This is a genomic window from Frigoriflavimonas asaccharolytica (genome assembly GCF_013294015.1).
Lineage (GTDB): Bacteria > Bacteroidota > Bacteroidia > Flavobacteriales > Weeksellaceae > Frigoriflavimonas > Frigoriflavimonas asaccharolytica.
Map to the genome: position 1 here is coordinate 69,695 of NZ_JABSNO010000014.1, position 12,012 is coordinate 81,706.

Here is a 12,012-nt window from a genome sequence, read left to right on the forward strand (position 1 = left end):
ATTTTAAATAAGATTACTTAATTTCTTTGTGTACGGTGTACTTTTTCAATACCGGATTGAATTTTTTCAATTCTAATCTTTCGGTAGTGTTTTTTTTGTTTTTAGTAGTAATGTATCTAGACATTCCTGCTACACCACTTTCTTTATGTTCTGTGCATTCTAAAATTACCTGCACTCTGTTACCTTTTTTAGCCATTATTTTGATTTTTTAATGAATCCGCCTCTTGTTCCTCTCAATATCGCTTCTTCAATTCCTATTTTATTGATGATTCTTAATCCGTGTGCAGATACTCGCAAGGATACTTGCTGTTCTGTTTCTGGAAGATAGAATTTCTTCTCCAATAAGTTTATTTCAAAACGACGCTTCGTCTTATTGTTTGCATGGGAAACGTTGTTTCCTACCATTGCGCGCTTTCCTGTTATCTGACAAATTCTGGACATATCTGTAATTTCTTAAATTCTACTTGAATATTTGAGAGTGCAAAATTAGGAAGAATATTTTGATTAGGCAAATGTTTTGCAAAATTCCTTTAAAATAAATTTTTCCACCCACTTAATTTTTACACAGATTTCTTATTTCTGCTTTGCAATTTCTTGATTAAAGTGTAAAAAACCAAAAACCCGAGAATATAAATGCAAATTCTCGTGAGTAAATCTCCGTATTTAACGTAGAAAGTTTGACCATCGTACAATTTAATTTTTGCAAAAAGCGCTGTTTGGTCCTCGTACAAGGTGTCTTCTTCTATCTCTCCTTTTGCGTTGATGTGAGCGGAAATCCCACTATTAGCAGCTCTTGCAATTTCTCTTCTTGTCTCAATTGCACGCAATTTTGCATAAGAAAGCAATTGTTTGTGACCTTGCGTTACACCCCACCAAGAATCATTAGTTACAATGGCGAGAAAATTTGCACCTTTTTTTACATAGTCTGTTACAAATTCGCCGTAGATACTTTCATAGCAGATGATGGGCGCTACTTTTCCTTTATTAAAATTATTTGCAAATACTTTTCTTTCCTTGCTTATTCCTAAAGAAGTTACGCTACCACCAAGATCAATCATTGCGTTTCCTAAAATTGGTTTAAAAAACTTCATATAAGGGAAAATTTCTACACCAGGCACCAATTTTCCTTTGTGATAAGCTTCTACTTTCTGGTTGGGAATTATTTGTACCGCCGTATTATAACTTTCTGCCCAAATTCCTGGTTGCAATTCGTAAGCACTAGTATTTTCTGGTTTAGTTTGAGAAATTTTGTGAGAAGAAATGCCCGAAATAAAAACTGAGTTTGGTTTGGTTTGTAGAAAAGATTTCACATCATTCAATAAAAAACTATCTTCAAATCCGCCTTCCGAAATAGAACCTCTTCCTGGAATTGCCGTTTCTGGGGCAATGTAAAAATCTATTCTCCCCTTAGAATTTTCCTCAGCAAGTTTCAAAACATCTTTTAAAATTTGTATGCTGTCTTTGCTGTATTTTTCGTTGTAAGGATCGAGATCTGGTTGTATCATCAATACGGACACTTCCCCAATTGGCTTTTCAGCAAAATTATTAAATTTAATAACAGAAATTATGATCGGAATCCCTATTAATAATGACGTAATAATAGAATTTGTGACTAAAGATTTTATTTTTCTTCCAGCTTGCCACATTCTTACGGTATAAAAGATGAAAACATTGCACAATAATATCCAAAAGCTACCTCCAGTTGCGCCAAAAGTATCATACCATTGTATCAATTTTGGATACTCAGAAAATGCATTTCCTAAATTTAACCAAGGCCAAGAAATTTCCCAATTGAGATGTAGCTTTTCAAAAGCCATCCAAATTGCCACGAAAAACACCAAGCCAAAATAGGTTCCTTGCAATTTCTTGTACCAATGATACAGCATAAAAACAAAAGCATACAGCAACGAATTTGTGATCACAGGAAGCACTACTGCAGCCATAGAATGCGTACCATCGGGATTCTTTGAGCCATACAACCAACCTGTAGTTACAATATTCCAAATGATAAAGGTTATATATGCCAGACCAAAAACCGACCAAGATTTTCTTTTCAGTTTAGAGAAATTGGTAATTTCGTGCTCCATCAAAAGTAGAGGAACCAATGCGAAAAATATAAAAATTGGGAAACCATATGTTGGCCAAGAAAGCGATAAAAGTATCGCGGAAAATAAGGAAAGAATAAGGTATTTCATTGCAGAAATTTATGGGCAAAATTAATAACTTGATTTTTAATTAAATTGAAGCTGAATTTTTTCATCTTTCAACTCACGATTGGTGTAAATAATAAGGTTTCTGTTTTCAATTTTTATTTTATTCCAAAAAAAGCTTCCAGAAAAACGAGATTCCAAAACTTCTGCTGGAAAACCATCATCAACTACCGAAATTTCGTGCGGATACCAAGAGTTTTTATGTAAGTTAAATAGAATTTTCTCTTCATCCGAAAGAATATTTACCTCGCCAAAAAGCGCTGAAACATAAGAATTATAAGGGTTTTTAAAAATTTCTTCTGGCTTATCTTTTTGTATCAATCTGCCTTCTTGTAATACAATCAATTCGTCTAGCCAAGGCATCACTTCCAGAATTTCATGCGTAGAAATAATCAAAGAAATATTTTTTTCTTTCACATAATTAAATAATTTTTCTCGTAAAATTATCTTTCTAGAAAAATCTATATTGCTGAAAGGTTCGTCCAAAAGAAGCAATTTTGGCATCACAGAAAGTGCTCTTGCTATTGCAATTCTCTGCTGTTGTCCACCACTTAAATTTTTTGGAAGTTCGTTTGCAAAATCTTGCATTCCCACAACATCCAACAATTTTGCTACCTCATCATTTTTATCCACAAGATGGATATTAGAAATAAATTTTCCTACATTTTCTGCTACCGTTGCATACGGCATCAAATCATAATCTTGGGCTACCAATTTTATATTTTCTTCGCCAGGTACAATATTTCCTTTTGGCCCTTGCAGTTTAATGGCATCCAACATTATATCGCCTTCTTGCCAATCTAATAGCCCATAAATTAATTTTAATAAAGTAGATTTCCCGCAACCACTTTCGCCAGCAAGAGCAACTATCCTACCTTCATCTACTTTTAAATTTATATTATTAAATAATTTTTTTTCTTGGGTATAAGAAAAATGAAGTTTGTTTAATTCTAATAGCATTCTACAAAATTAAGGATTTGTTTTTAATCCAATTAAATTACCTTTTATTTCCTACTAAAATTTAATACTTAAAAATGACTAGAAAATTCAATTCAACTTTAATTCAAAAATTTCACAAATACTTTCCCTTATAAATACTTCAGATAGTTATTTTCAATGAGCACCATTTATTAAAATCGCTTTTATCAAAATTAAAAGTTTTATTTTCGCGTCTAAATAAAATTATTATGAAAAAAAGATTTTTTATGCCAGTTTTGGCTTTAGCAATCACCTCTTTAACGATGACATCTTGTAAAAAGGACGTGCCATTAACGAGTGAAACGAAAGAAGTTGCAACCACAAAAGATGGCGCAGTATATACATTGGACACTGCTGCAAGTAAAGTAGATTGGAAAGGTTATAAAGTTGTAAAAACGGAAAGCACAAGCCATTTCGGAACGATTATGTTTGAAAATGGAGAAGCAACAGTGAAAGATGGCAAACTAGAAAGTGGAAAATTCGTAGCGAATGTAAATACCTTATCAGCAGAAGATTTGAAAGACGATGCTGAGCAAAAAGGCAAATTGGAAGGTCATTTAAAAAGTGGAGATTTCTTTGAAACAGAAAAATTTCCTACAGCAACCTATGAAATTACAAAAGTTTCTGCAACAGAAGGTGGAGATTACAACACACTTTTAGATGGAAATTTAACGATAAAAGGAATTACGAAACCAATACAATTTAAAGCAAATGTATCCGTAAATGCTGGAGAACTTACCATTGCTACAGAACCTTTGGATGTAATGAGAGAAGATTTTGGCGTGAAATTTCAAATGCCAATTGAAAATGGTTTGTTGAAAAACGAAGTAAACCTTCAGATTTTTATTAAAGCAAACGAAGCAAAATAATTTTTTTAAAAATTGATTTCATTCACCACAAAAGAAACAAAATTGTAAAGTATTTTCAAACTTAATTAAAGTGAAAATAAGCGTTTTAAAAATTTATTTTTCTTCTAAAACTCATTATTTTTAAATTTTTCTTTTTGTGCCTTTTGTGGTTAAAATAATCCTGCGATTTCAGAATTGTAGGATTTTTTTTGTTTTCATTTTAGCACCTTGCTACAAATTCGTATTTTTGCACTTTAAATAAAAAAATGTTAGACAATATAGATCAATTAATTACAGATATCGATAGTTTTCAATCTTCAAATAAAGATGAGATTGAGCAATTTCGTATAAAATACAACGGTAAAAAAGGTATTTTGAATGATCTTTTTGCACAATTCAAAGAAGTGCCAAATGAGCAAAAAAAGGAGTTTGGACAAAAAACAAATGCTGTAAAACAAGCATTCAACGCAAAAATGGAATCTTTGCAAGTTGCAGAAATTTCTACAAAATTCATTAATAAAGAAGATCTTACAAGACCTGGTTTTCCTTTGGAATTAGGAAGCAGACATCCGATTAATTTGGTGAAAAATAGAATTATAGAAATTTTTAATTCCATCGGTTTTGCAGTAGCAGACGGACCAGAAATTGAAGACGATTGGCACAATTTTTCTGCTTTAAATTTACCAGAATACCATCCTGCAAGAGATATGCAAGATACTTTTTTCATAGAAACAGATCCGGACATTTTGTTGAGAACGCACACTTCTTCCGTACAAATCCGCTACATGGAAAACAACAAACCGCCGATTAGAATACTTTCGCCGGGAAGAGTTTTCCGTAATGAAGCCGTTTCTTCTCGTTCGCATTGTATATTTCATCAAATTGAAGGTTTGTACATCGATGAAAAAGTGAGTTTTGCAGATTTGAAACAGACTTTAGAATATTTCACCACCGCACTTTTCGGAAAATCTAAAATACGATTGAGACCTAGTTATTTCCCATTTACCGAGCCAAGTGCAGAAGTAGATGTGTATTGGGGATTGAATTCTGAAACAGATTACCGCATCACAAAAGGAACAGGTTGGCTAGAAATTATGGGATGTGGAATGGTAGATCCTGCAGTTTTGACGAATGTAAACATAGATCCAGAACAATATTCTGGCTACGCTTTTGGGATGGGAATAGAAAGAATTGTAATGCTGCTGCACCAAATGGGCGATATTCGCATGTTTTTTGAAAATGATAAAAGGATGTTGGAGCAGTTTAAAGGACTTTAAATAGACTTTGAGAAAATAGATGATAATAGATTATCTTTTATTTTTAATGCACCAACATAAGCATCTATTCCTTTCAATTTAATTATTTTCCAATTTTTTGGAACTTGCATTTCAAAAAATTGGAAATCTAGTTTTTTTGATGGTTCAATCTAATTAAATACTTTCTTCACCTTATTATAATCTAAAAAGTAAGTAATCTTCAAAGATAAATTATTCGCCATTGGTTCATTAAACAATTGTTGAAAATTGTTTTTAAAATTTATCCTCGATTCCGAAAGATAATTTTGCGTAGCATTTCTGAACAATAACGTAAGGTTACTTCCCGGTGCAAACCACCAACTGTAGCGCAAATCTACATTCCAGGTGTTGAAAGTTTCATTGTCTTTATTGAAAGTTGGAGCGTTTGTGAGCGTTCCGTCTTGATTTAAAGAATAAAATTGATTGTTGTTTACTTCCGAATAATAATGGCGAAATGCGAAATTCAAACCCATTTTATCGTTGATGGTATATTGCGCACCAATTCTATTCTCTGCGGAGTTTACACGTCTTCTACTGATGAAAATATCATCTGTATTTCTGCCCGCAAATCCTGTTTCGTTGTTGCTATTTTGAAAATTATTGTCATAATAGGCAGATATTTTATCTGAAAATCGATAGCTAAAATAGGAATTAAAATTTACTGTATTTCTCGCTTTTTCATCGTAGGCATAATAGTCTACAGATAGATTGTACCTAAATTTTTTGCGAGAATCAGAATTGTACCACAGCCAAGAATCAAAATATCCTGGAAGTTGCAAATATCTTCCAAATCTTCTTGGCTCGTAGAAATCGTTTTCTTTGGTGAAGGAAACTTCTATACCACCACCAAAGTTGCGAAATTCTTTGTCTGTAAAACTAATATTAGAATTCAATTCTAAGCGTCCGTAAAGATCGGTTTCCAATCTTCTTCTGTGAGAAAGATTGGTATTGATGTTAATATTATTAAATCTTTTGGTAGGTTGCAAAATTCTGAAACCATAGTAAGCGTTTGCATCGAAATAATTTGTACCACCGGTATATCCTAAGTCATCTATGTTGTAATCTTTTGTTCTAACCTCAGTATTGAATGAAAACCTGTGTTTACCAGAAATTTTCCCGAATCCGGCAGAAAGTTCTGTTCCAAATATATCTTCTCCATCTTTCACCCAGCTTCCTTTCGCATTCCCGAAAAAATTGTAGGTATTTGCTTTGTTGGTAAGGTCCAAAAGCAGCGCAGAAACATTGGCATCTCGAAAGTCACCTTCTCGCAATGTACTTGTATTCACAAAAGCTAGAGAAGAATTTTCTCGAAATCTTTGGTCCAAGACAAGCACATTATAATTTGCAAGTGGCTCTACAATTTCTTCTCTTGTTTCGCCAGTTATTTCATTTTTTATGGTAGCTCTTGCCCTTTCTGTAATCCCATTAAAAACACCAATTCCTAAACCAGTACTTGTTCTGCCAGAAATTTTTGTAGCATTTATTAATTTTACTTCTGTAGGATATATTTCTACATTTTCGTCGTCATTTGTATTTGGATATCGGGAAGGTGAGCCACCAACTCTGCGAGAATAAAATAAATTTCCTTTGTTGAATAGTTCTGTACCTTCTGTGAAAAATGATCTTTGCTCTTCAAACTGCTGCTCAAAAGGAGATAAATTCAAAACTCGACGATCGATATTGGCTTGCCCAAAATCTGGAATTAGGGTTGTATCTAGTGTAAATGCATCACTTATTCCGTATTTTACATCCATTCCACCATTGATGCTTTGCGTACTTTGCCCATCGTAGGAATTGGTGTACGTAGAAAAATAGGGCAAAAATGATAGTCTAATTGGTGGATTTATGTTTTCTATTCCCAATAAATTTCCATCATAGAGCAAAGAAGAACCTTTGGTATTATCTACCATATTCCAATCGTACGAAGTTCTGGTTCTTTGTATTCTACGGAAAAAATTGATTCCCCAGTTTTGTTCGGCTTTTTTTGGAAATCTGAGTTCAAAGTAAGGAATTCTAATTTCCACCGTCCAACCTTGGTCGTCTATATGTGCCGCGCTTTGCCAAACTGCGTTCCAAGAGCTGTCTTCGCCGTTGTCTGTCGTTATTTTTGCGTCATATTGTACTCCAGTTGGCATTACCAAAAATTGCAGACTCTGCTGCTTATCATTATATCCATTGATGAGCACAGCAAAAATATCATCATTTCCTACATCATCTCTTTCTACTAATTCTTTTTGTATTAAATGTGGCTCTGGATCATACATTCTTGCAGCAATATATAGTCCATCATCATCGTATAGAATCTTTACTTCTGTCCTTTTATCTTCAGATTCTGGTGCTCCATTATTTGGGTCTCTTTCTATAAAATTCTTTGCAACAGGTACATTCATCCAGGCTTCGTCATCTAGAATTCCATCAATTTTTATGTTGGATGTTTTTTTGCTCGTAATCAAAGTTTTACGTTTTATACTATCCTGCTTTTTTATTTGTGCGTTAAAAGAAAGATTAAAACAAAAAAATAATAGGATTAAATATCTCATGAAAAAGTTTGGTTATTAATTTTCTATAAGTGTGAAAATCGGAAAAATTGTTACAAAAAAAACACCGACAATTGCCGATGTTAATTTTATTTAATATTGAAGAATTTATTTAAAATTCAAGGTATACTTTACGTTTTTGTAATCGCTAATGCTCGCCTTCAAAGATCCAACAGCTAATTCTGCTTTAATGCTTATTGGCACATGGTTTTTATCATTGCTTACCCAAAGTGTAACTCCCTCCTTTTCTTTAAAAACTCTTCCACTTTTTACCAATGGTATTACTTTCAAACAACTTATTTTTCCATATTTCGTATCTACATCTTCTATTCCCGTTACTCTTAATTGAAAAGGAAACATTTCATCATCTATCCAAATATTAAGGTTCTTCACCATTCCAACCTTTAATTCCGAAGAATCTAAAGATCTTAAATAGTAGAAGGCAGAAAGCATATCTTGCACTCCTTTCACAGAATTTATAACTTTAGAACTATTCGCAGATTTCTCTTTGTCGGTTAATATTAAAGTATGATTATCATGGTTGAATACCGTCTGAAAATGCTGAGTGTAACCACCCTCTTTCACATTTCTTACATAATAACTGGGCAAACCAGTTTTCATATTGATAAAACTCTCATAATTATCTTCTACTTTAAAAAAAGTTCGCACGGCGCCCGTTGTTTTCCCGTATCCTTTCACATAAAAATGAGGCTCACCTTGAAAATTCGTTTGCAGCGTACTTAGTGTTGCTGTTCCAGCATTCAAAAAGCCATAGTGAATCCTGTAAGAAAGTTGTTCTCCAGAATTTATATTATCAAATTTTTGGCTTTGCATATAGCCAGCCATCAAAAATGCTATTATTAAGGTAAAAATCTTTTTCATTTTTATATTTATGTTTTTTTTGTTTAATAAATATCATCTGTGGAATTCTTTTCTTATTAGCAAAATTGACAACAATGATTTTCTAGCAACACTTTTGCAAATAGTTTGCCAATATAAAAAATAAACACAAAATGATAAATATCAATGCCAAAAGCCTTCATTAAAAATTATTTAAACTAGAATTATTTTTAAATTTAGTATTTTTGTCATAACAAATTTTTTATAATGATTACCACAGATATATTGATAATAGGAGCAGGACCAACGGGATTATTTGCAGTTTTTGAAGCAGGACTTTTAAAAATGAAATGTCACATTATTGATGCATTGCCACAATCTGGCGGACAATTGACAGAGCTTTATCCAAAAAAACCAATATTTGATATTCCAGGATATCCATCTGTAAATGCTGGAGAATTAATAGATAATTTGATGGAACAAATAAAACAATTTCAACCTGGTTTTACATTGGGCGAAACTGCAGTTTCATTAAACAAAATAGACGAAGAATGGTTTGAAGTTATTACCAACAAAGGAACTATACATCGTGCAAAAGCAGTTGCGATTGCAGGTGGATTGGGAACATTTGAACCAAGAAAACCACCATTGGAAAATTTGGAGATGTATGAAGAAAATGGTGTAGAATACTTTGTAAAAGAACCAGAAAATTTTCGAGATAAAGATATTGTAATAGCGGGTGGCGGAGATTCTGCATTGGATTGGAGTATTTTTCTTTCCAATATTGCAAAATCTGTAACCTTAATTCATAGAAGAAATGAATTTCGTGGCGCTTTAGATTCTGTAGAAAAAGTACAAGAATTGAAAGATGCGGGAAAAATAAAACTAATAACTCCAGCAGAAGTTATCGGCCTAAAAGGCGATGGAAAAATAGAAGCCATCACTATAAAAACAGATGATGAAACGTATGATTTGGAAACAGAATATTTCATTCCATTGTTTGGTTTAACTCCAAAATTGGGAGATATAGCCAATTGGGGATTAGAAATTCAGAAAAATGCAATCGTTGTAAATAACGCTTTAGATTACCAAACAAACAGAGAAGGAATCTACGCAATTGGTGATGTAAATACTTATCCGGGGAAAATGAAACTAATTTTATGCGGATTTCACGAAGCAACCTTGATGTGCCAAAGCGTATACCAAAGATTGAATCCAGGCAAAAAATTTGTTTTAAAATACACAACAGTGAGTGGTGTAGATGGTTTTGACGGTACTAGAAAAGAAGCGGAAAAAGCTGTAGTAAAAAAAATAGATTAATATTATTAAGAATCATTCATCAATAATAAATATGACCGACATAAATTTAAAAATAACAGACAGAGACGGAGTTTTACACGAAATTATTGCGCCCACAGATATGTCTATGAATTTGATGGAAGTTATACGTTCCTACGAATTAGCAGAAGAAGGCACGGTGGGAGTTTGCGGAGGAATGGCAATGTGTGCATCTTGCCAATGCTACATATTGGATGGTTCTCAAAAATTAATAGAAATGGGAGATGAAGAAGATGCCATGCTGGGAGAGGCATTTCATACAAAAGAAAATAGCAGATTGGGTTGTCAAATTTTCATCACAGAAGAAATAGATGGTCTGGAAGTGGAAATTGCTCCTTATCCTTAATTTTAAAATAAAAATTTGTAGTTAAATAATTTTCCTATTTTTAACGCAATAAATAAACAAACATGAAAAAAATTATTACTAGTATTTTTATCGTTGCAGCAGTATTTTCTGTAAATGCACAGATAAATCTTGGGAAAATAACGAAAGCCGCATCTAAAGGTGTAGAAGCGCTTTCCTTTTCTAATGCAGATGCACAGAAACTGGCGAAAGAAGGAGTAGATTGGATGGATAAAAATAATAAAGTTGCCGGTGCAAAAGATCCTTATACTGTACGTTTAAACAAATTATTCGGGAAACATAAAAACGAAGATGGTTTGCCATTGAACTATAAGGTATACTTGGTGACAGACATCAATGCATTTGCTTGTGCAGACGGCAGTGTGCGCGTATTTTCTTCTTTGATGGACATCATGACAGATGATGAATTACTAGCAATCATTGGTCATGAAATTGGACACGTAAAAAATGAAGATTCAAAAGATGCTGTAAAAAATGCATATTTGAGAGCAGCAGCAATGGAAGCAGCAACTGCATCTTCTGGCACAGTTCAAACTTTAAACGATAGTCAATTAGGAGAATTTGCAAACAGTTTTTTAGACTCCAAACATAGTAAAAAACAAGAAAGCCAAGCAGACGATTATTCTTATGATTTTATGAAAAAACATGGCTACAATGTAGTTGGCGCTTATACTGCTTTCAAGAAATTAGCATTATTGGGTGGAAGTGCAAAAGCAACATCTTTTCAAAAAATGATGAGTTCGCATCCAGATAGTGAGAAGCGAGCAAATTCCGTGAAAAAAAGAGCCGAAAAAGACGGAATTTGGAAAGATCCAGGTGAGGTTTCTTTACCAACTGCAAAGCTGACAAAATAAATTTTTAAAAAATAATTCCTTCACATTATCTGAAGGAATTTTTTTTGCTAAATGCTTGTGAAAATGTAGCTAAATAAAGTGAGGAACCCAATACTTCCAATAAAATATGTATCGTAATTTTCATTATAAATAAATTTAGGAAACTCTATAAACACTCATTGTTTTATTCTTTAACCTTTTAATTGAGAGAATAAATTTCTCCTTTTATTTAAGTAAAATAACTCCTACAACTAGACTTTTAAATATTAATTTGAATACATGCTTTAGAAAAGTGAAAGTTTATCAATATGATGCTTTATTTGTATTCAGTTAAATATTTAAAAGTAAAAATTCGCAAATTGTAGTAGAACTACTACAAAGATTCTAGAAAATGTGTTTTATCTTTGAGGTATAATAATTAATTAATTTAAAACTTAGAAATTATGGCAGCTAACAATTCAAGAGGAGTTTTGAAATTCAATGGAGGATCAGAACAAAAAGTATTAAAATTAAACTACAGCGTTTCTAGAAGTACAGACGTTTCAGGGCGTGTAGCTTCAGATCCATCTAATGCATTAATTAAAATTACGATTGAAGCAACAGAAGATTCTCATGTTTTGGAGAGTTTATTAAACGGAAAATACAAACCAACAACTGGTGAAATTACCTTCAACAAATCTCACGAAGAAGGAACTTTGATCACTTTGAAATGGAACAACGGTTATGTAATTCAGCACGAAGTAGCATTTGATGCAATAGATCAAGACAA

12 protein-coding genes are annotated in these 12,012 nt (G+C 32.7%); 6 read left to right on the forward strand and 6 right to left on the reverse strand.

The features are described from left to right. Positions 1-13 precede the first annotated feature (13 nt). From rpmG to HNQ03_RS10180, 4 genes are all read right to left on the reverse strand, one after another. On the reverse strand, positions 14-196 hold the full coding sequence (gene rpmG, locus HNQ03_RS10165) for a 50S ribosomal protein L33 (protein WP_027384735.1): 183 nt from the start codon (positions 194-196) through the stop codon (positions 14-16). Further along, positions 196-441 (reverse strand): 50S ribosomal protein L28, encoded by a 246-nt coding sequence (rpmB, locus tag HNQ03_RS10170; RefSeq protein WP_173779567.1) that lies wholly within the window; start codon positions 439-441, stop codon positions 196-198. Before rpmB ends, rpmG begins: the two co-directional genes overlap by 1 nt. 119 nt (positions 442-560) lie before the next feature. Then, positions 561-2,195 carry an apolipoprotein N-acyltransferase gene (gene lnt, locus HNQ03_RS10175; protein WP_173779568.1) on the reverse strand — a complete coding sequence of 545 codons (1,635 nt, stop codon included), beginning with the start codon at positions 2,193-2,195 and terminating at the stop codon, positions 561-563. Positions 2,196-2,231: 36 nt separating this feature from the next. Next, the gene (locus HNQ03_RS10180; protein WP_173779569.1) at positions 2,232-3,170 is read right to left on the reverse strand and encodes a sulfate/molybdate ABC transporter ATP-binding protein; all 939 of its coding nucleotides are present in this window, start codon (positions 3,168-3,170) and stop codon (positions 2,232-2,234) included. A 227-nt stretch (positions 3,171-3,397) separates the two neighbouring features. On the opposite strand from HNQ03_RS10180, the gene HNQ03_RS10185 reads away from it, so the two are divergent. Then, positions 3,398-4,057: a YceI family protein gene (locus HNQ03_RS10185; protein ID WP_173779570.1), complete on the forward strand. Its 660-nt coding sequence runs from the start codon at positions 3,398-3,400 to the stop codon at positions 4,055-4,057. 245 nt (positions 4,058-4,302) lie between these two features. Continuing rightward, entirely contained in the window at positions 4,303-5,313 is a 1,011-nt protein-coding gene (pheS, locus tag HNQ03_RS10190) for a phenylalanine--tRNA ligase subunit alpha (RefSeq protein WP_173779571.1), read from the forward strand. A 149-nt stretch (positions 5,314-5,462) separates the two neighbouring features. Here pheS and HNQ03_RS10195 read toward each other — a convergent pair whose 3' ends face one another. Together HNQ03_RS10195 and HNQ03_RS10200 are read right to left on the reverse strand one after the other, a co-directional pair. Then, positions 5,463-7,784, reverse strand: a complete 2,322-nt coding sequence (locus tag HNQ03_RS10195; protein WP_226927488.1) for a DUF5916 domain-containing protein — start codon at positions 7,782-7,784, stop codon at positions 5,463-5,465. A gap of 192 nt (positions 7,785-7,976) precedes the next feature. Beyond that, on the reverse strand, positions 7,977-8,750 hold the full coding sequence (locus tag HNQ03_RS10200) for a DUF3108 domain-containing protein (protein WP_173779573.1): 774 nt from the start codon (positions 8,748-8,750) through the stop codon (positions 7,977-7,979). 225 nt (positions 8,751-8,975) lie between these two features. Between HNQ03_RS10200 and HNQ03_RS10205 the strand changes: the two genes are divergently transcribed. The 4 genes from HNQ03_RS10205 to tssD form a co-directional block, all read left to right on the forward strand. Continuing rightward, positions 8,976-10,028, forward strand: coding sequence for an NAD(P)/FAD-dependent oxidoreductase (locus tag HNQ03_RS10205; protein WP_173779574.1), 1,053 nt, complete (start codon positions 8,976-8,978; stop codon positions 10,026-10,028). 31 nt (positions 10,029-10,059) lie between these two features. Beyond that, the gene (locus tag HNQ03_RS10210) at positions 10,060-10,392 is read left to right on the forward strand and encodes a 2Fe-2S iron-sulfur cluster-binding family protein (RefSeq protein WP_173779575.1); all 333 of its coding nucleotides are present in this window, start codon (positions 10,060-10,062) and stop codon (positions 10,390-10,392) included. Between the two features lie 62 nt (positions 10,393-10,454). Next, a complete protein-coding gene (locus HNQ03_RS10215; RefSeq protein WP_173779576.1) occupies positions 10,455-11,264 on the forward strand; it encodes a M48 family metallopeptidase in 810 nt (269 codons plus the stop codon). 422 nt (positions 11,265-11,686) lie between these two features. Beyond that, positions 11,687-12,012, forward strand: a 326-nt coding sequence (gene tssD, locus HNQ03_RS10220; RefSeq protein ID WP_173779577.1) for a type VI secretion system tube protein TssD, incomplete at its 3' end; no start/stop codon positions are given.

Excerpts from the sequence above, each read along its gene's own strand:
- rpmG (WP_027384735.1), bottom strand. The coding sequence starts at position 196 with ATGGCTAAAAAAGGTAACAGAGTGCAGGTAATTTTAGAATGCACAGAA.
- rpmB (WP_173779567.1), bottom strand. The coding sequence starts at position 441 with ATGTCCAGAATTTGTCAGATAACAGGAAAGCGCGCAATGGTAGGAAAC.
- lnt (WP_173779568.1), bottom strand. The coding sequence starts at position 2,195 with ATGAAATACCTTATTCTTTCCTTATTTTCCGCGATACTTTTATCGCTT.
- HNQ03_RS10180 (WP_173779569.1), bottom strand. The coding sequence starts at position 3,170 with ATGCTATTAGAATTAAACAAACTTCATTTTTCTTATACCCAAGAAAAA.
- HNQ03_RS10185 (WP_173779570.1), top strand. The coding sequence starts at position 3,398 with ATGAAAAAAAGATTTTTTATGCCAGTTTTGGCTTTAGCAATCACCTCT.
- pheS (WP_173779571.1), top strand. The coding sequence starts at position 4,303 with ATGTTAGACAATATAGATCAATTAATTACAGATATCGATAGTTTTCAA.
- HNQ03_RS10200 (WP_173779573.1), bottom strand. The coding sequence starts at position 8,750 with ATGAAAAAGATTTTTACCTTAATAATAGCATTTTTGATGGCTGGCTAT.
- HNQ03_RS10205 (WP_173779574.1), top strand. The coding sequence starts at position 8,976 with ATGATTACCACAGATATATTGATAATAGGAGCAGGACCAACGGGATTA.
- HNQ03_RS10210 (WP_173779575.1), top strand. The coding sequence starts at position 10,060 with ATGACCGACATAAATTTAAAAATAACAGACAGAGACGGAGTTTTACAC.
- HNQ03_RS10215 (WP_173779576.1), top strand. The coding sequence starts at position 10,455 with ATGAAAAAAATTATTACTAGTATTTTTATCGTTGCAGCAGTATTTTCT.